Genomic DNA, 17,487 nt, shown 5'->3' on the forward strand with positions numbered 1-17,487 from the left:
AATTTTAGGGAAGAGTTGGCGGCTTTTTTCTACAGCAACTATTAGATTTAGCAGATGAGTAGTAATTTAGCAATCAAGCTTCGTGAAACGACAAAAAAACCCCATACTTCATCGGAAAATGAGGGTTTTGTAAAGTGTTTTCTCAAAGGGGTTGTCGAACCGAACTCATTAAAGAAACTCATAGCGAGTTTGTATTTCGTCTACAGCGCTTTAGAAGAGGAAATCCAAAGAAATTTGGAAAATTCGATCGTCAAAGCGATGTATTTCCACGACCTCAATCGCCGCACCAACTTGGAAGAAGATCTAAAGTTTTATTACGGAGACAATTGGCGCGACGAAATCCCCTATTTACCGGGGGCCGAGCGCTTTGTAGAGCGAATTCGCGAAATTTCGAGCGAGGAACCGGAGTTACTGATCGCCCATGCTTATACCCGTTACATGGGGGATTTGTCCGGCGGTCAAAGCTTCCGAAAAATTATCCAAACGGGTTTGAATTTAGAGGGCGATCGCGGTAATGCTTTCTACAATTTCAGCAATATTGGCGATTTAAACGCCTTTAAAGGACGTTACCGCCAAGCTTTGAACGAGTTAGAGGTGGACGAAGCGCAAGCCGATCGCATCGCCGCCGAAGCCGAGCGATCGTTCAAACTCAGTCGAGGCTTGTTTCACGACCTCGAAGCCGATCTGATTGCGGCGATCGGACGGGATGAGTTCGATCGCCTCACCCGCGATCGCCGCGCCGGAAGTACGGAAAGTGCGGTCGCGCCATAAACGAAGTATCTGTCTGTTTCTACCCAATTATTTCACTGTAAGAGCAAGAGAGCGTCATGGAACGGTTCGACCCCCAAGTTAAATTTAACAGCGAACTCATCACCAAATACAACCGCAACACGCCCCGGTATACTAGCTATCCTCCCGCCACGCAATTGACGGAAAACTTCCCCGTGTCGGAGTTTCACGGCGCGATCGCCCGAGGAAACGAGCAGAAATTACCGCTTTCATTATACTTTCACCTTCCCTTTTGCCAAAGTGCCTGCTATTTCTGCGGTTGCAACGTCATCGTCACCCAACATAAACCCGTCGTCGAACCCTATCTCGACTATCTCTCCCGCCACATCGAAGCCGTGGCGCCGCGACTGAACCGCGATCGCCGCGTCACCCAACTGCACTGGGGTGGCGGAACCCCCAACTACTTAGAACCCCACCACGTCGAACGCTTGTGGGAGGCGATCGATCGCCATTTCACCTTTGAAGACAACGCGGAAATTTCGATCGAAATTAATCCCCGCTACGTCGATCGCAACTATATTTTACTGCTCAAACAATTTGGGTTCAATCGGATTAGCTTCGGCATTCAAGACTTCAACCCCAAAGTTCAAGAAACCATCAACCGCGTTCAACCGGAACAAATGCTATTCCAAGTCATGGAATGGATTCGCGAAGCCGGATTTGAAAGCGTCAACGTCGATTTAATTTATGGTTTGCCCTATCAAAACTTGCAAACCTTTACCGAAACGATCGACAAGACTTTGCAACTCGATCCCGATCGCGTCGCCGTCTTTAACTTTGCTTACGTTCCCTGGATGAAACCCGTCCAGAAAAATTTACCAAAAGACGAACTGCCGACCGCTTCCGAAAAACTCGATATCTTGCAAATGACCATCGAGAAGTTAACCGGAAATGGCTATCAGTTTATCGGGATGGATCACTTCGCCAAAGATAATGACGAATTGGCGATCGCCCAGCGAGAACGGCAGTTACATCGAAATTTTCAAGGGTATACCACCAAAGCGGGAACGGCTGAGCTATTCGGTTTTGGCTTAACCTCAATTAGTATGTTGGATGACGTTTACGTGCAGAATCATAAACGTCTCAAAGACTTTTATCGGGCGATCGACGAGGGAGTATTACCGATTGAAAAAGGCTACCATCTCGATCGCGACGACAAAATTCGCCGCGATGTCATTATGGAATTGATGTGCCACTGGACGCTGTACAAAAAAGAAATGGAAGAGCGCCATCACATCGATTTTGACGAGTATTTCGATCGGGAATTATTCGATTTACAAGCCTTAGCTACTGACGGTTTAGTGCGCCTCGATTCCGAAAAAATTGAAGTCACTCCCGTAGGACGCTTACTCATTCGTAACATCGGTTTCGTGTTCGATGCCCACACGCCGGAACATAATTTAGAGCGCCTGTCAAAAGCAATTTAAGTTATTGTTTCTGTCTAGAATAGCGAAGCATTCGCCTTCTTAAAAAAGTGGGAATGAAGCCGATGCGATCGCCGAATGCTTCGTCGTTGTTCCAGCTAAAAATTTACCCGGACAAACCCATGCCCCATTGCAGAAATCAACATCACTCTCGCCAAAATCGCGGCCAAAATCGCGGCCAAAATTGCGGTCGAAATCGCGGCCAAAGCCTCGGTCAATTCGCCGCCTGCACGGGGGCGATCGCCGCTCTCACTTTAAATACTACCGCCGTCAGCCAAGCTGCCATAATACCGAGCGATCGTACCGTTCAAGCCATGATTGAAGGCATTGAAGACGAATATAAAGCCCGCGCTTTATATCAAGCGGTTATCGATAAATTTGGCGAAATTCGCCCTTTTACGAATATCGTCATCGCCGAAGACCGCCACGCCAAAATGTGGGAACCGCTTTTCCAAAAATACGGCGTTCCCCTCCCCGAGGATCGTTACGCCAACAACATCGAAGCCCCCGCCACCTTAAAAGAAGCCTGTGAAATGGGGGTGCAGGGAGAAATCGACAACGTGGAAATGTACGATCGCTTCTTAAATTTTGTTGAAGAACCGGATATCCGATCCGTATTCTTGCGGTTACGAAACATCTCGGAAGAACGACATTTACCCGCATTTCAACGCTGTTTGCAGCGAGTTTCTCGCTGATAGAATGCTGATAGAATAGGGAACAGGAAAGTAGGAAAGTAGGATGGGCAAGCTTTGCCCATCCTAGCTAACTAAAGAATAGCGAACCAATTTAAAATCATGAGTACAAAGATCGATCCCTTACCCGAACTCGCAAAAATCCCCCCGGGACATCTTAATATTATGGGCTATGTAGACGAATCCGAAGTCAACGGACCGGGTTCGCGCGCGGTTGTTTGGGTGCAAGGCTGCATCCGCGAATGTCCCGGCTGTTTTAATATCGCTTCTTGGTCGTTTGAACTTAATCAAGTAATTTCTGTGGATGAATTGGCTGCAAAAATATTGAGTAATCCTCACAATCAAGGAGTGACTTTTTCCGGTGGCGAACCATTTTGGCAGGCGCCCGCGTTAACGCAACTGGCCAAAAAATTAAAAGCGGCGGGGTTAAATGTGATGTCGTTTAGTGGCTTTACTTTGGATGAATTGCGATCGCCCAAAGCTCCTCCCGGATCGCAAGAATTACTAGACGAACTCGATATTTTGATTGACGGTCCCTATTTAGAAAATCAGGCGATTCATTCTCCCGAATCTCCCGTTTCTTCGCGTAATCAAAAAGTCCGCATCTTTAATCCCGAATTTGAAGATAAAATTACCTGGGCCAGCGACCAAATCGAGATTCACGTTCTCAAAGATGGAACCCGCATTATTACCGGGTTTCGAGGACAAATGGATTTGGCGGAAGGATAACCTGTTTGGATGACCTGTTGTAAGTTTTGTAAATACCTGCGCCGAAACCGGAGTGAATGGCTCAAGATCGGAATTAAGTAGAAATACTTTCTAATTCTAGAGGTCGGGCCAGTGAGACATAGATCTTGGCAAAATTGGCAAAATTTGCAAAATCTTCTCCTCGGGGTGTTGGCGTTTGTGGCGGTCTTAGTGACCCCACTTTACTCCTTCGCTCAAACTGAAAATGGGGTTTTAGACGTTTATTTTTTCTACAGTTATACTTGTCCCCATTGCGCCGAACAGAAGCCGTTAATGCATGAAATAGACCGCAGCGATCGCGTGACGGTCCATTTTCACGAAGTCACGGAAGAACCGCAATTGTGGCAACAATTTCAGGCGCAATATGGCATATTTTCCGGTGCCGTTCCGCGCACGTTTATCGGCGAGCGATCGTTCATCGGCTACGTCAATGGCGAGGGAGCCTTAGAATATAACGAAGCCTACCAAGGTTATATCGGTTATCGCAATCAAATTATTCGCGCCGTCGAAGAAGAAATCGGCGCGTCTCTCTCCCTTTCCAGCGATCGAGAAACACCAAACTTAGCTCAAAATGTAAAAAAAAACTTGGCTTGGTTTCTCCTCCCCCTTCTCTATGTTTCAACCTATCCCTTCACCCGCAATAAATTAAAAACCGAACAGCACCAGCGCTACTGGATTGGCGGTGCTTTTGCCTTCACAATTGTTAGCTTATTTGCCTTTATTGCTTCAACTCCAGACATTGTTATTAAAGAGTTTGCCAGTCAACTCCCCTTTCCTTTATTTGTATCGGCGATCGCCCTTGCCGACGGCTTCAATCCCTGTGCTTTTACCGTCTTAATTATTCTCCTCTCTTTACTGACTTACACCAAAAGCCGACGAGATATGAGCATTGTTGGCGGCACATTTATCACGACTTCAGCCGTGATGTATTTCCTATTTATTATGTTAATGGTGTTAGTTGGTTCGGTATTTCTCGAAAAATACGGCACTATCTTTTTATGGATTTTAGGTGCCTTTATTGCGATCGCGGGGCTGATTAACATTAAAGATTACTTCTTCTTCAAACAGTCGGTTTCCCTTTCCCTTTCCGAAAAGCAGCAGTTAACGATTACTCAAAAAGCCGGAAAAATTGTTCGGGAACTGAAAAGTGCCGAAGGGGATAAAATTCGCTTGCTCGCTGCGGTAGGAGGCACGATTTTACTCGCTATTTTTGTTAACATCATCGAACTCGGTTGTACGGCCATTTTACCCACCGTTTATATGGCTACGCTGATTAATGTTTGTGGCTCCAATGCGTGGCCGTGTTATTCCTATTGGACGGCGATCTATGCGGCAATTTATATCCTTCCCCTCCTGGCAATTTTGGCGAACTTTATCTATTCGTTTAAATCTGCCCGACTCAATGAAAATCAAGGTCGCATTCTCAAATTAGTCGGCGGTACTTTCATGCTTTTCTTTGGCTTGTTGATGTTATTTAAGCCGGAATTTTTAATCTTGGCATAATCGCTAAAAAAAGGTAGATCGCACGGGTAGGGACACGACATGTCGTATCCCTACCGGACGAACATTCAGAAGTTCATTCAGAACTTATTTATTCTTCTGCTGATTTCGGGCTTGTTCGACAGCAATTTCTTTAATAGCTTGCAGAGAATTAGAATTCGCCGTTCCTTCGATCGCCTTAACTGCCAGGTCTTGCACTTGTTTTAATGCAGCTTCGAGCTGTTTGTTCAAGCTTTGGATTCGTGCTTCTTGATTTTGGATACTTTGTTGCAGAGAATTGATGCGAAGTTCGTAAGATCGGGTGGCGCCTTCCACTTCTTTTGCTCGTAAATCTGCGGCGACTTTTGCCTGATAATTCCCGATATTGCGGCCATTGTCTTTGCCATTCTTAATGTTGGTTTCGAGTTCTTTTTCATGAGCTTCGACCTTGGCTTTTGCTTCTGCTTGTTGTTTCTCCCGTTCGGCGATCGCCTTTTCCCGTTCTTCCCATTCTTTTTCTTGGGTTTCTCGGGCTTCTTCTAACTCTAGATATAAAGCTTGTTTCCGTTGTTCGTATTCTTCCTTATCCAAATCTCGGGCGAGTTGTAAGTCGTAGCGATATTCTTCCTCGTCCCGTTGTTGACTTTGCTGGTGTTGGCGGTTGCGTTCTTGAATTTCGCGGGTGTGGGTTTCTTTTTCCTTGTTCCAGTTTTTATTTAAATCCTGGATTTGCTGTTCTAACGTCTCCCGTTGTTCCGTTAATTCGGTTTCAAATTCTTTCGATCGCTCTTGATAACTTTCGAGTAACGTATCGAGAGTCTCTTCTTCGACTTCGAGCTCGTGAAGGGCTTCTAATTCTTCAATCTCTTCACTCACCGAAGCTTGCAATTCTGACAATTTCGAGGCTTCGGCGGTCAATTGTTCCGAAAGTTCGCTGACGGCACTCCCAAAGCCCAATTGTAATAATTGCAGGCTTTCGATGGTTTGGTGCATCTTATCTTTAGCAGTTTTGGGAGCATTCATTTTCGGTTTAACTTCAGCAGAAGGGGTGGTTTGTTGCGCGGCAGCTAAGGGATTATTCGCGATCGCCTGTTTCTCTTTCTCTGTCTTTTTTAGTTGAGACTCTAAGGACGATTTCTCCTTTTTGAGTTCTTCAAAAGCTTCGATAATTTCAGCTTTCGTACTGCGGGAATTAATTTTTTTAGCCATCGTCTTTATTGCAATTTCTGGGGTGTTCTAACTGTAGCAGTAGGGAGTGAAATGACGCGCGTTGATTTGCTTATTTATTGCCACTCGTACTGGCTCGATCGCCGCGATCGGTATTCTGAAATGCCCGCATTGCCAAGTCTTGTGCCTGTCGCATCGCCGCTTGCAATTGGGCAGTAATATCGGCAATTTCTGCGGTTTGTCGCTCGATCGTATTTTCCAAAGATTGAATGGTTAATTCGTAACCTTCTTTCGTTCCTTCCCACTCTTTCTCGAACAAATCAGCCTTAACTTTCGCTTCGCGACGGGCTTCGGCGATCGCCTCTTCTTTCGCTTTCGTATAGGCTTGCTTCAATTCTTCCTCAAAACCTTCAATTTTCTGGAGATTTTGTGCGTATTCGGCTTGATGGCGATCCAGTTCGCGCTCGCGTTCGCTCCAGTCTTTTTGCTTCTGAGCGTCTGCTCCTTGCAATTCTCGTTCTTGAACTCGTTTGAGTTCTTCGTACTCGTCCATTTCGACTTTCCGCAAGCGCTCTATTTTATATTGATAATCTGCCTCTTCTTGTTGGCGCGCTTGCAATCGTAATTCTTGTTGTTCTTGCGCCCTCGCCTCAAATTCTGCCTGTTCTTTTTCCCAGGCTTTCCGTTCGCTCGCCATCTCTTTTTCGATGGCTTCTTGCTGTTCGGTGGCGGTTTTTTCTAAGTTGGCCAGTTTTTCCCGATGTTCCTGAGTGAGGATGTGAAGGGCATCGGCAACGACTCGCACTTTGCGTAATTCTTCCAACCGATCGCCTTCGATAGCGATCGCCCGTCGTAATTGCTCTAATTTCTCCGATTCGGTCTCGACTTTTTCGGCGAGGGACTGCACGATCGTGCCGAAATCTAACTGTAAATCAGCCAACCCTTTAACGATACTATCGATCGTATAAGTCGAAGCGACGGCGAGTAATTCTTTATTCTTCTCTTTTTCTGCCTCTTCTTCTTTGGTCGCGACTTTCGATTCAATTTTCGATCGCTCGGCGAGCAGTTGACGAAATTCAGTTAAAATTTGAGCTTTACTATCTTTAGCAGCACTCTCTTGGGGCATGATTGACACTCCTTAAACTTACAGTTTTTAGATAGACTTGACCGAGGCGATCGCCCGTCATGTCATCTCGATTAATCTTCGGTTAACTCGACGTAATCGCAAAGGGATGGGTTGCCCAAAACTTCGAGAATTTCCTGACAGCGATCGCAGCGATTTCCCGGCCAACAATAACACCGATCCATCGATTTTAACAGCAAGACTTGCAATCGTCGATTTTGTTTGAGCAATCGCCTGTAATTTCGCTGTACCGACTTGACCACTAAACTCATATGTTGAAAATCTTGCGCCAGCAGATCGAGATCGTTTAAACCATCGCCGCGAATGTCGTCAATCGTCACTAACTTTCCGCGTAATTGAGTTTCGTGGCGATCGCTTAATTTGCTCACTCTTGTCAATTCTTTCATATTCACACCCTACAGTTATCTCGGTTGTCTTTGACGCCTTTGAGAAGATTGCTTCGCCTCGGCGATCGCGCGGAGCCGAAGACGAAGCACGATCTCGATCGCTCTTTAAAAAGCAGGAGCCATTTGTGCTTCTGAGTCTACAGCTTCGGACTCACCCCCCGGTAAGGCCAAATCGCCATTTTGACTGTCGTGACCGTTGCTGTAGGCAGCCATCAAACAGGCAATTTCATGAGGGGGCAAGTTGTCGAGACAAACCATATTGGTCGTACTTTCTAAATCGATCATGCGCGAGAGATTTTGAGAGTCGCTTAAAACGGCGGCGGCTTGTTCCAAGCTTTCCCACTCGGAACGTTCCAGCCAATCCCATTTTAAAGAATAGTAATTGATCGGTTTGAGGACGCCCGTTTCATCCGGTTTTTGTCCGGAATGCTTGAGAAATTCGGGAATAAAAATACCTTCGGCGGGTTCGATTCCCCGGGCTTGAACTGAGGCAACTAAGCGATTGAAGTCACTTAAAGAACGCCCTTTAATATAGGTGACCATGACGACCCCTTTCGGCAATTCGCCGGATTCGGCCACGAACCAAATTTGTCCCCAGAGGGTATTGTGGGTTTGTCCTAAACTGCCAAAAAATTTGCTAAACTTTAAGATGGTCATCGATAGTTTCGATCCGTATTCTTCATCGCCAATCGTCCATTTTCCACTCTGGCAATTATTGCGGACGGCGAGGGGAAGTTCGGGAACGACGATTGCATTTTCCGGTTTGGTTCCGAAGACGGAAATCGTTGCTTTCTTAGCCATTTTGACTGCTCCTATTTGTTCGTTTTTGGAGGATGTATGAGCCGATCTCCCGAACTCGCTTTCAGCGAATGACGGGGCGATCTCTGCGTTCGGGAATCGGATATTTGTAGGGTGCGCCTTGCGCTTCACCCGGAGGATAAACTTCAACCCAATTCGACTCCTCGACGGTCTCGGAGGCGATCGCCGCTTCTGCGGAGGGTTCGGGTTCGCAGGTTTCGAGCACGGCGAGTAAGTGCTTTAAAATTTCAATGTGAGCCGGGGTAAAGTGAATGCTGAATCCCGCGCCATCGCGAGCGTAACCCGGACACACCAGGGAGGCTGCCCCCCGATCTTCGTGTTTGGCGATATACAACCAATCTTGTGCTTCTAGCTTGTAGTGCGTGTCACTCCAGGTTTTGAGCATCGTCGTTCTCCTCGATCGAACTTCAAGGCGGGGATCGGGGGGCGCGCGATCGCCATCCCGAGAGAAACATCTATATATAGGGGCAAATTGCGGGCTAAATCCGGTGCTTAACCCTAGGGATAGTGTTTCTTTTGTTGAACTTTTATTCAACTAAACTCAGTCTAGCTCGTGTTGAACCTTGCGTCAACCCCTAGAGTTGATTTTTTTGTCAAAACCGCCTACAATGCTGGTGTCATCAACAAGACGCGCTTTTGCAATGGCTCGTATCGAGAGGAAATCACCGTGAAAGAAGCAGATCGAGAAGCCACAGGCTTGACCTTCGGGAAAGTCATCCGTCAAAGCCGCAAGGATAAAGGGTTCAGCCAGCGCGAACTCGCCCATCGAATCGATGTAGACTTTACCTATCTGTCTAAACTGGAAAACGATCGCTCGGAGTACCCGCCGAAAGAAGAAGTGATCCGGAGTTTAGCCGCGCATTTGGATCTTGACGAAGAAGAATTGATCGTTTTGGCGGGGCGGATGCCGCAAGCTTACGAAGAATTTCTCAAGCAAAATTACAAAACCATGCCCGCGCTGTTGCGCCGCATGAGAGAGAATCCGGAATTTGCCCAGAAAGTGTTTGAGGCAGCCAGTCAGGGGGAATAGCCTTGGGGATTTTCAAACCTTACCGCTTTTATACAAAAGCTCAAATCGAATACCGGGCGAATCAACTGTTGCGACAAATGAGGCGACAAGGTTCGCAATTCGTCCCCCAGTGGCCCCTCGATCCGACGTTGGTGGCCGATTTTTTGGATCTCGGGGTGGTCTGGGATGCGATCGCGGCGGATGAGGAAGGGGCGATCGCCGCTCGGATTTTGCCATTAGAGCGCTGCATCGAAATCAACGAGGAGATTTTGGACATGCCCCCGGGCTTCCAAGAATCGACCCTCGCCCACGAGATCGGCCATTGGTTATTACATGTGGATCTAGAAGCGGCTGAAGATACCTCACAAAAACCTCACTTACCGTTTGTCTGTCGGGGCAATCGGGAACTGAGGGAGGGAATTTCGCCGAATTTGACCCAGTTGCAATCCATTGAGTGGCAGGCGCAATATTTTGCCAGTTGCTTGCTGATGCCGCGCCACGTTTTAGAAGAGATGCGCGAGGGGCGGAATTTGACGGAATGGGCCGAGTTATACGCTATGCGCGAGCAATTGGGGGTCAGTATCTCGAATTTGGTCAATCGCTTGCAAGATTTGGAATGGATTTACATTCCCAAGCGATCGCGCCAAATTTATCCCGGGAAAGCATTGATATACGGTTGAGTGTAGGGATACCTTCCAGCGAGGCGATCGCCCCCACCGCTTCATTTATCTCTATTAGTTGAGAATTAATAGCAAATAACAAAAACTTTTATTTGACCTGTCTCGCGAATATTGACGGTAGCCAGTCGTGGCGATCGTCGTCGATTCTGTTAAATTCCGGGGCGCGATCGCTCTATAAATAACTAAAACCCTCATTAAATAAGTATTTCCAGCCGGAATCAAACACGGTGTTCGATTCCGGCTCCTGTTTTTTTACAAAACTTAACGATCATTTATTGAGAAGTATTCTAAACTAATTCTCGAAAGTTAGTTGACAATTATTTGCAACTAACCTCAATGTCCGCCGACCAAATCAATACCATCGATACAATCGACAGACAAACCCATGCAAACTTATGACAACCCCAATGTAACTTATGCTTGGTGGGCGGGAAATGCCCGCTTTGCCAACCTTTCCGGTTTATTCATTGCCGCCCACGTGGCGCAAGCTGCATTAATTACCTTTTGGGCCGGAGCATTTACCCTCTTTGAAATTTCCTCATTCGACCCCAGCCGTCCCATGGGGGAACAGGGTTTGATTTTGCTCCCTCACTTAGCCACCCTCGGTTTGGGTGTAGAAGATGGCGGCACCGTGGTCGATACCTATCCCTACTTTGTGATTGGCGCCGTTCACCTAATTTCCTCTGCCGTCCTCGGGGCCGGGGCGCTGTTTCATACCTTCAAAGCCCCTGAAAACCTGAAAAAAGCAACAGGTCGGGCGAAAAAATTCCATTTTGAATGGGGCGACCCCAAACAATTGGGCTTAATTCTGGGCCATCACCTCATCTTTTTAGGGGCGGGTGCCTTGTTACTGGTAGCGAAAGCGATGTATTGGGGCGGACTCTACGACGCCACCACCCAAACCGTGCGCGTCATCAGCGAACCGACCCTCAATCCCGCGATCGTCTACGGCTACCAAACTCACTTTGCTAGCATCAGCAGTTTGGAAGATCTCGTCGGCGGACATATTTATGTCGGCGCGATGCTGATTGCGGGTGGAATTTGGCACATCCTCGTTCCCCCTTTAGGGTGGGCGAAAAAAGTGCTGAGTTTTTCTGGCGAAGCAATTTTGTCTTATTCCCTCGGTGGAATTGCCTTAGCGGGATTTGTGGCGACCTACTTTTGTGCAGTCAATACGTTAGCGTATCCCGTCGAATTTTACGGTCCGCCTCTGGAAGTAAAAATGGGCATTTTACCTTACTTTACCGATACGATCGACTTGCCTTTTGGGGTTCATACGCCTCGGTGTTGGCTGGCTAATGCTCATTTCTTTCTCTCCTTTTTCTTCTTGCAAGGACATTTGTGGCACGCTTTACGAGCGATCGGCTTTGATTTTCGTCGTGTTGAAGGGGCATTAAATTCGATGCAATCCGTCGAAAATCTCTAATTCCTCCTACACAGCAGCGAGGGGTTGTTGGAAGGGACGAATTGAGACAACCCCTCTTTCTTCCAAGATTTCATAGCGGGTATTTTTAACGGAGATCGAAAAATGATGAATTGTCCTTGCTGTTCCAACTCGTTATTGGCTCATATTGGTTCGAGCGGATTGTATTGGTACTGTTGTAATTGCCGTCAAGCGATGCCTGCTTTATCGGAATATCGGCGATCGCACCATCGAATCAGTTCGCGGTTTTCTCGGGAGCAAGAGGATTGTTTGGATAGCTCTAATTTAGAAAATTGATATTAGATAGGCTTGATTGCCAACAATACAACATCGATATCCACAGACTATTTCAACTTGCCAATCGTTGTAGCGGAAATAGTCGCAGTCGGAAAAGTAATTGAGTCATTATACGAGGTTAAAAAAGAGTGTTATCTGATTGGGCTTCTATCAATGAAATTCGTGAACTCTGGGGAGTGATTTGTCCAATGACGATCTTGACTATTTTAGGAATGTTGACACTTTCGGCTTATTCGGCTCTTCGCAATGGAATAGAGCAGATCCGAACTTTGCATCAAATTCTCTATATGAATTATGCATTTTTTACGAGAAACTATCGACTGAAATTTACAATTCATCCAGTTAAAGCGTTATTGAAAGAAGCGATTGACTGCCTAGATTACGAACCTTTAATATTTCCCGTAGCTTCCGATTTTCCCTCATTTTATAAAACGGAGGATCGGCCTAAAACTCGGGAAACGGATCCGAAAAAATCGAAGTGTCAAAATTGTGAAAACTGTCAATCTCGTGGTTGTCCGTTGAAGTTTGAGTGATATTGAGAATTTCGGGAAGTTTGAAGATCTTAAGAAGAGTGGAAATATCGAGAAGGTTAAGGCTGTCATGTTAGTAACTCGTTCGATCTGTCCCAGTTATAGAAACCATTTGGCGGTAGTACATAACCCGCAATTGTTTAAACCTAAAGCATCGATTGTTCCCACGTCAGATACGATTTGGAAAATTGAGCGAGGGGTCTTGCGAACGACAACTTGGAATGAGGAAGGAAAACGAATTTCTCTAGGGTTTTGGGGATCGGGAGATGTCGTCGGACAGCCATTAACTCGATTGACACCTTGTGAAATGGAATGTTTGACGCCGACTGAATTAAGTCCAATTTCCACGGAGACGAGCTATTTTGCACAAGCTTTATTGGTGCGTGGGTGGAAGAATGAAGAACTTTTGAGTATTATTCATCAAACTTTTGTGAGCGATCGCCTAATTCTCTTATTACAATGGTTGTCTCGACAGTTTGGTAAAGAAATTGAGCGGGGTATTTTACTCGATATGCACTTGACCCACGAGGCGATCGCCGAAACCATCGGTACGACTCGGGTAACCGTGACTCGCTTGCTCAAAACCTTAGAACGAGAAGGTAGGATTCACAAACTTCGCCGTCAGTTCGTAGTCAGCGATCGCAGATAACCTGATGACAAAAACTTCGGTGAGATCCGAGGGCAAAAATTGCCTCATAGACGATTGGTTTTACTGGCTTTGTGTTCGCGATAAATCTGTACGAGAGACGTCGTGCAAGACACGGTAATCATAACCAAAATAATCGGCAATAAATAGCGATCGATATCGTCGCCGATCAGCGCCCCGAGATAATAACCGAGGAGGGGAATACCAAACGCCCAAATGGCACCGCCGACAGTATTATAGATTAAAAAAGTCCGATAATTCATCGAGCCGATCCCGGCCACGATCGCCCCAAACGTGCGAATAATCGGCAAAAACCGAGCCATGACGATCGTATTTCTGCCGTGTTTTTCGTAGAAAAGTTGGGCGGCGACTAAATGTTTTTTGTGAAAAATCAATGAATCTTCGCGACGGAACAAACGGCGTCCGAAACGGTAACCCGTACTGTAGCCAATATTGTTCCCGAGAACCGCACAAACGAACGCACCCATAGTCAGCGCGCCGAGATCGAATAAGCCTTGTTGGGCCAAGACCCCTGCGGTGAATAGCATACTGTTTCCCGGCAAAAAGACGCCGAAGAAAACCCCCGTTTCCAGTAAAACGATCGTCCAGACTCCGATCAAACCGAACGCCTTAATCGCCTCGGGTAAATCGCTCAAGCTGTTAATCAGATTCGCGAATTCAGACAACATTCGATTGTGGGGAATGTAGAGTTTAGATTTTAGAGTGGAAATCCGGCGATCGCCCGCCACCATCGAGCATAACAGGCGATCGCCGTTCGGGGAAAATGAATCCGTCAATTATAATCCGATCGACTCGCGAACCAAATCGATCGCCCGTTTGACCACTTCGTAACCGAAAAACAAAATCGACGCCGAAAGCACGAAACCCATCGCGCAGACCACCAAACCCGCCAGAGAGATCGCGCCGTCATCGTCGAGTAAACCGAATCCCGTAATAAAAATGCCCATCGCGGGTAAAGTATTGGTTCCCGGAATCGGAATCATCATCGAAATCGACATCAAAGCGATCGCCAAACCGATAATCAAACGACCGGAAACACTAGTACAGATATAACTGAAGCGAGGACGGGACAGCACCTCAATTTTTTGCAACCAAGGAATCCCGGCTTTTAAAAACCCCTGAACCGTACTCAGGGCGATCGGACGGCGCAGCATTCTTTCCGGTAACCAAGGCTGTTTCGATCCCATCATCAACTGCACCGCCAAAAATAATAAAACAATTCCAAACGGAATCGAGTAACCCGGGGCGGGAACGGGGAGGGCCGAAGGTAGAGCTAAAACCACGAACAGAAAGCCGAAAATACGCTCTCCAGCCAACATCCACATATCTGAAAGCGTAACTTCGGCAGCACGTTCTTCTTGGAAAAAGTAGCGAGTTAATTCAACAGAAAGTCGAGCCACAGGGTTAACTACTTCTAGTGAAATTATAGTGAGATCGTGAAAATGAAATCGTCAAAAAATACTAGGAACGCAGAAAAAACCGTCAAGATAGCGAAATAGGGTGGACGAATCCACCCTAAATCCTTAAATTAATTCAGTTGGTCATTAGGTTCCTGCAGTCCAGGAGTTCATGTACTTCACTTGCTCGTCGGTCAGGATATCCATATTGATGCCCATCGCTTTGAGTTTGAGCGCGGCAATTTCTTGGTCGAGCTCGGTCGGAATCGAGTGCAGGCCCGGTTCGAGCTTACCTTTGTTCTTGACCAAATATTCGCAGCCGAGGGCTTGGTTGGCGAAGCTCATGTCCATCACGGCGCTGGGGTGTCCTTCCGCCGCCGCCAAGTTAATCAGGCGACCTTCCCCGAGAACCACGACGGACTTACCGGACTTGAGACGGTACTCTTGAGTGAACGGACGCACGGTGCGAACGTCAGAAGCCATCGAACCGAGGGATTTGAGGTCGATTTCGATATCGAAGTGACCGGAGTTGCAAACGATCGCGCGATCCTTCATGTTCTCGAAGTGTTCGGCGCGCAGTACGTGCTTGTTCCCGGTCACGGTGATGTACAAGTCGCCGTAACGCACCGCTTCTTCCATCGGCATGACGCGGAAGCCGTCCATGGTCGCTTCGAGGGCTTTAACCGCGTTGATTTCGGTGACGATCACATTCGCACCCATACCGCGAGCGCGTAAGGCGGCACCTTTACCACACCAACCGTATCCGGCGACGACGACAGTTTTACCCGCCAGCAAGATGTTGGTGGCGCGGATAATGCCATCGAGGGTGGATTGACCCGTTCCGTAACGGTTGTCAAAGAAATGCTTCGTTTCGGCATCGTTGACGTTCATCGCCGGGAACGAGAGAACGCCGTCGTTGAACATCGCTTGCAAGCGGACGATCCCGGTGGTGGTTTCTTCCGTGGTGCCGATGATATCGGGGAGTTGATGTTGGCGATGTTGGACGAGGGTAGCAGTCACGTCGCTGCCGTCATCGATAATGATGTTGGGTTTGTGGTCGAGGGCGATTTCGACGTGACGGTGATAGGTTTCGTTATCTTCACCTTTGATAGCGAACACGGGGATACCGTGGTCGGCAACCAAACTGGCAGCAACGTCATCTTGGGTACTCAGGGGATTGCTGGCGATCAGAATAGCGTCAGCGCCCCCGGCTTTGAGGGCAATGGCGAGATTGGCGGTTTCCGTGGTTACATGGCAGCAAGCCACCAAGCGGATGCCATCCAGGGGCTTTTCTTGAGCGAAGCGATCGCGAATCTGAGCCAACACGGGCATTTCGCGACCTGCCCACTCAATCCGTTGCTTGCCTAGAGGGGCGAGCGAAAGATCTTTGACTTCGTGTTTGACTTGAGTGGAAGTTGCTGTCATGAAACGGTTTCCTCGAACGACAAATTAACGACAATTTTTACGTTTGCCAACCTTACCACCTTAGTACACACCCGCCCGGAATGTCAGGGGACCCCCTGTTAAGCAGGCTCAAGGAGAGGGGGATTGAGTTGGCGTGGGGGTTGAGTTTTCCGTCGGTGCGGTGGGAGTTGGCTGGGGTTGATTGCGGGAGGGATCTTGGTGTTCCCGACCCCCCGGATCGAGGGTTGGGTTCGCTGTTTTTTTCGGTTTTAACATATCCTCTGACGGAGGAGGGTAGAGGCGATCGCCGCCTAAACCTCCCGTCGCCGGGTCGAAGGGTTCTAAGACTTCGGAGATGCCTTTGCTAGGCGTGCTGCGGACTTCCCGGATTTGACTTTCTCGAAATACTAAGGTGAACTGGCGTCCCATGCGGCGATCGAGAAATTTTTCAACTTCTCTGACTTGTTTGGAGGTAATCGGTTGTTTGACTTCGACGCTTAAAAAGACTTCTGGCGGTTGTTTCGTCCAATCGATTTCGATCGCCGAGAGTAAGTTAACTTGTTGTCCGACAGTAATCGTTTCGCGCTTAAGAATTTCTTTGAGATTCGATCGCACGTTGGCTTCGCGCAGCAAGGTCCAGAGGCTGAAAAATAAAGGAATTGCGATCGCCCCAGTCAGGGCAAAAGTCCAGCCCAAGGCGCGCCCGATTTTTTGGGTTTCGATATAGTAACCGCCCCAAACAAACACCAACATGCACGCGAGAACGATCCCTAAAAAGTTAGTGAAATAGAGCAGGAAAGACCCCCAACTCGCTACCCAATAGTTTTGAGCTAAACTGAGCCCGACCACGCACAACGGCGGCATCAGAGCGACGGAAATCGCCGTTCCGGCTAAGGCGTCGCTCAACTTGGGGCGGATTTTGGCAAAACCGCTAATTGCTCCGGCGGCGATCGCCACTGCAAGATCGGCAAGATTGGGTTGGGTTCGCGAGAGGATTTCGCTGCCAAATTCGGAGATCGGTAAGTTGACTAAGCGACCGAGCATCCACGAAAGAAAAATGGCGATCGCCGTCCCGCCACCGACAGTTGTCAAACTTTTACGAATTAAGTCGATATCGGCTTCTAAGGCGCCGAGGGCGACTCCGCGCAAGGGCATCATTAACGGGGCAATAATCATCGCGCCAATAATGACGGCGGGACTGTTATTGAGTAAACCCATGGTCGCGATCGCGCAAGAACTGATGACTAAAACGGCATAATTTAAGTCAAAATCTGCATCTTCTAACAGTTGCTTGCGCAGTCGTAAAAGATCTTCAAAGGTGGCTTTGTGCATGGAAGCGATCGCCTGTTTTCAAGTAATAGATAAAAAATCAAGCGCCGGGTCTAAATTTGCTATTAATTATAGAGCCTTTCTCTGCTCAAGGGGCGATCGTC

At 47.7% G+C, this 17,487-nt stretch carries 20 protein-coding genes; 11 read left to right on the top strand and 9 right to left on the bottom strand.

Going from position 1 to position 17,487, the window contains the following annotated elements:
- Positions 1-54: 54 nt before the first annotated feature.
- The 5 genes from HCG48_RS01815 (at position 55) to HCG48_RS01835 (ending at position 5,155) form a co-directional block, all read left to right on the top strand.
- Entirely contained in the window at positions 55-771 is a 717-nt protein-coding gene (locus tag HCG48_RS01815; RefSeq protein WP_168567635.1) for a biliverdin-producing heme oxygenase, read from the top strand.
- Between the two features lie 56 nt (positions 772-827).
- Complete coding sequence (hemN, locus tag HCG48_RS01820; RefSeq protein ID WP_168567636.1) at positions 828-2,216, top strand: oxygen-independent coproporphyrinogen III oxidase; 1,389 nt, start codon at positions 828-830, stop codon at positions 2,214-2,216.
- A 53-nt stretch (positions 2,217-2,269) separates the two neighbouring features.
- Complete coding sequence (locus HCG48_RS01825; RefSeq protein WP_210437147.1) at positions 2,270-2,908, top strand: ferritin-like domain-containing protein; 639 nt, start codon at positions 2,270-2,272, stop codon at positions 2,906-2,908.
- 99 nt (positions 2,909-3,007) lie between these two features.
- Positions 3,008-3,634 (top strand): 4Fe-4S single cluster domain-containing protein, encoded by a 627-nt coding sequence (locus HCG48_RS01830; RefSeq protein ID WP_168567638.1) that lies wholly within the window; start codon positions 3,008-3,010, stop codon positions 3,632-3,634.
- 111 nt (positions 3,635-3,745) lie between these two features.
- Positions 3,746-5,155, top strand: coding sequence for a glutaredoxin family protein (locus tag HCG48_RS01835; protein WP_246259838.1), 1,410 nt, complete (start codon positions 3,746-3,748; stop codon positions 5,153-5,155).
- 84 nt (positions 5,156-5,239) lie between these two features.
- Here HCG48_RS01835 and HCG48_RS01840 read toward each other — a convergent pair whose 3' ends face one another.
- The 5 genes from HCG48_RS01840 to HCG48_RS01860 all read right to left on the bottom strand — a co-directional run bounded on the left by HCG48_RS01840 (position 5,240) and on the right by HCG48_RS01860 (position 9,032).
- Positions 5,240-6,340 (bottom strand): coiled-coil domain-containing protein, encoded by a 1,101-nt coding sequence (locus tag HCG48_RS01840; RefSeq protein ID WP_168567639.1) that lies wholly within the window; start codon positions 6,338-6,340, stop codon positions 5,240-5,242.
- Positions 6,341-6,410: 70 nt separating this feature from the next.
- A complete protein-coding gene (locus HCG48_RS01845) occupies positions 6,411-7,424 on the bottom strand; it encodes a coiled-coil domain-containing protein (protein WP_168567640.1) in 1,014 nt (337 codons plus the stop codon).
- A gap of 71 nt (positions 7,425-7,495) precedes the next feature.
- Positions 7,496-7,828: a hypothetical protein gene (locus HCG48_RS01850; RefSeq protein ID WP_168567641.1), complete on the bottom strand. Its 333-nt coding sequence runs from the start codon at positions 7,826-7,828 to the stop codon at positions 7,496-7,498.
- A 105-nt stretch (positions 7,829-7,933) separates the two neighbouring features.
- The gene (locus HCG48_RS01855; RefSeq protein WP_168567642.1) at positions 7,934-8,629 is read right to left on the bottom strand and encodes a hypothetical protein; all 696 of its coding nucleotides are present in this window, start codon (positions 8,627-8,629) and stop codon (positions 7,934-7,936) included.
- Between the two features lie 61 nt (positions 8,630-8,690).
- The gene (locus tag HCG48_RS01860; protein WP_168567309.1) at positions 8,691-9,032 is read right to left on the bottom strand and encodes a hypothetical protein; all 342 of its coding nucleotides are present in this window, start codon (positions 9,030-9,032) and stop codon (positions 8,691-8,693) included.
- Between the two features lie 282 nt (positions 9,033-9,314).
- Between HCG48_RS01860 and HCG48_RS01865 the strand changes: the two genes are divergently transcribed.
- The 6 genes from HCG48_RS01865 to HCG48_RS01890 all read left to right on the top strand — a co-directional run bounded on the left by HCG48_RS01865 (position 9,315) and on the right by HCG48_RS01890 (position 13,235).
- Positions 9,315-9,677, top strand: a complete 363-nt coding sequence (locus HCG48_RS01865) for a helix-turn-helix domain-containing protein (RefSeq protein WP_246259839.1) — start codon at positions 9,315-9,317, stop codon at positions 9,675-9,677.
- A gap of 2 nt (positions 9,678-9,679) precedes the next feature.
- Positions 9,680-10,336: an ImmA/IrrE family metallo-endopeptidase gene (locus HCG48_RS01870; protein ID WP_168567643.1), complete on the top strand. Its 657-nt coding sequence runs from the start codon at positions 9,680-9,682 to the stop codon at positions 10,334-10,336.
- Between the two features lie 385 nt (positions 10,337-10,721).
- Positions 10,722-11,762 (top strand): chlorophyll a/b binding light-harvesting protein, encoded by a 1,041-nt coding sequence (locus HCG48_RS01875; protein WP_168567644.1) that lies wholly within the window; start codon positions 10,722-10,724, stop codon positions 11,760-11,762.
- Positions 11,763-11,864: 102 nt separating this feature from the next.
- Positions 11,865-12,056, top strand: coding sequence for a hypothetical protein (locus HCG48_RS01880; protein ID WP_168567645.1), 192 nt, complete (start codon positions 11,865-11,867; stop codon positions 12,054-12,056).
- Positions 12,057-12,184: 128 nt separating this feature from the next.
- Complete coding sequence (locus HCG48_RS01885; protein ID WP_168567646.1) at positions 12,185-12,589, top strand: hypothetical protein; 405 nt, start codon at positions 12,185-12,187, stop codon at positions 12,587-12,589.
- Positions 12,590-12,788: 199 nt separating this feature from the next.
- A complete protein-coding gene (locus HCG48_RS01890; protein WP_168567647.1) occupies positions 12,789-13,235 on the top strand; it encodes a Crp/Fnr family transcriptional regulator in 447 nt (148 codons plus the stop codon).
- A gap of 44 nt (positions 13,236-13,279) precedes the next feature.
- Here the strand turns inward: HCG48_RS01890 and HCG48_RS01895 are convergent, their stop codons facing one another.
- The 4 genes from HCG48_RS01895 to HCG48_RS01910 form a co-directional block, all read right to left on the bottom strand.
- Complete coding sequence (locus HCG48_RS01895; protein ID WP_246259841.1) at positions 13,280-14,029, bottom strand: DedA family protein; 750 nt, start codon at positions 14,027-14,029, stop codon at positions 13,280-13,282.
- Positions 14,030-14,653, bottom strand: coding sequence for an exopolysaccharide biosynthesis protein (locus HCG48_RS01900; RefSeq protein WP_168567648.1), 624 nt, complete (start codon positions 14,651-14,653; stop codon positions 14,030-14,032).
- Positions 14,654-14,797: 144 nt separating this feature from the next.
- On the bottom strand, positions 14,798-16,075 hold the full coding sequence (gene ahcY / locus HCG48_RS01905; protein ID WP_168567649.1) for an adenosylhomocysteinase: 1,278 nt from the start codon (positions 16,073-16,075) through the stop codon (positions 14,798-14,800).
- 108 nt (positions 16,076-16,183) lie between these two features.
- Positions 16,184-17,386: a DUF389 domain-containing protein gene (locus tag HCG48_RS01910; RefSeq protein WP_168567650.1), complete on the bottom strand. Its 1,203-nt coding sequence runs from the start codon at positions 17,384-17,386 to the stop codon at positions 16,184-16,186.
- Positions 17,387-17,487: the final 101 nt, after the last annotated feature.

Source organism: Oxynema aestuarii AP17 (assembly GCF_012295525.1).
GTDB classification, from domain to species: domain Bacteria; phylum Cyanobacteriota; class Cyanobacteriia; order Cyanobacteriales; family Laspinemataceae; genus Oxynema; species Oxynema aestuarii.

What these genes read in the sequence shown, in the direction of transcription:
- HCG48_RS01855 (WP_168567642.1), bottom strand. Translation starts at nt 8,629, where the DNA reads ATGGCTAAGAAAGCAACGATTTCCGTCTTCGGAACCAAACCGGAAAAT.
- HCG48_RS01880 (WP_168567645.1), top strand. Translation starts at nt 11,865, where the DNA reads ATGATGAATTGTCCTTGCTGTTCCAACTCGTTATTGGCTCATATTGGT.
- ahcY (WP_168567649.1), bottom strand. Translation starts at nt 16,075, where the DNA reads ATGACAGCAACTTCCACTCAAGTCAAACACGAAGTCAAAGATCTTTCG.
- hemN (WP_168567636.1), top strand. Translation starts at nt 828, where the DNA reads ATGGAACGGTTCGACCCCCAAGTTAAATTTAACAGCGAACTCATCACC.
- HCG48_RS01860 (WP_168567309.1), bottom strand. Translation starts at nt 9,032, where the DNA reads ATGCTCAAAACCTGGAGTGACACGCACTACAAGCTAGAAGCACAAGAT.
- HCG48_RS01850 (WP_168567641.1), bottom strand. Translation starts at nt 7,828, where the DNA reads ATGAAAGAATTGACAAGAGTGAGCAAATTAAGCGATCGCCACGAAACT.
- HCG48_RS01840 (WP_168567639.1), bottom strand. Translation starts at nt 6,340, where the DNA reads ATGGCTAAAAAAATTAATTCCCGCAGTACGAAAGCTGAAATTATCGAA.
- HCG48_RS01815 (WP_168567635.1), top strand. Translation starts at nt 55, where the DNA reads ATGAGTAGTAATTTAGCAATCAAGCTTCGTGAAACGACAAAAAAACCC.
- HCG48_RS01875 (WP_168567644.1), top strand. Translation starts at nt 10,722, where the DNA reads ATGCAAACTTATGACAACCCCAATGTAACTTATGCTTGGTGGGCGGGA.
- HCG48_RS01830 (WP_168567638.1), top strand. Translation starts at nt 3,008, where the DNA reads ATGAGTACAAAGATCGATCCCTTACCCGAACTCGCAAAAATCCCCCCG.
- HCG48_RS01910 (WP_168567650.1), bottom strand. Translation starts at nt 17,386, where the DNA reads ATGCACAAAGCCACCTTTGAAGATCTTTTACGACTGCGCAAGCAACTG.
- HCG48_RS01845 (WP_168567640.1), bottom strand. Translation starts at nt 7,424, where the DNA reads ATGCCCCAAGAGAGTGCTGCTAAAGATAGTAAAGCTCAAATTTTAACT.
- HCG48_RS01825 (WP_210437147.1), top strand. Translation starts at nt 2,270, where the DNA reads ATGAAGCCGATGCGATCGCCGAATGCTTCGTCGTTGTTCCAGCTAAAA.